Below are 238 nucleotides of genomic sequence, written 5' to 3'. Positions count from 1 at the left end.
GACATCTACGATGTCAGTGGTAGGAGAGCGTTCTAAGGGCAGTGAAGGTCGATCGTGAGGACGGCTGGAGCGCTTAGAAGTGAGAATGCCGGTATGAGTAGCGAAAAAAGAGTGAGAATCTCTTTCATCGAAAGCCCAAGGTTTCCTGAGGAAGGCTCGTCCGCTCAGGGTTAGTCGGGGCCTAAGCCGAGGCCGAAAGGCGTAGGCGATGGACAACAGGTTGATATTCCTGTACCAC

Annotated in this window: 1 rRNA gene; it reads left to right on the top strand. The window is 53.4% G+C overall.

The window, feature by feature from the left end:
• Window positions 1-238: ribosomal RNA gene (locus CHH58_RS18115) — 23S ribosomal RNA — on the top strand; the annotation flags it as partial.

Source organism: Terribacillus saccharophilus, from assembly GCF_002272745.1.
GTDB classification, from domain to species: domain Bacteria; phylum Bacillota; class Bacilli; order Bacillales; family Amphibacillaceae; genus Terribacillus; species Terribacillus saccharophilus_B.
This window is presented reverse-complemented; position numbering and strand designations above follow the sequence as displayed.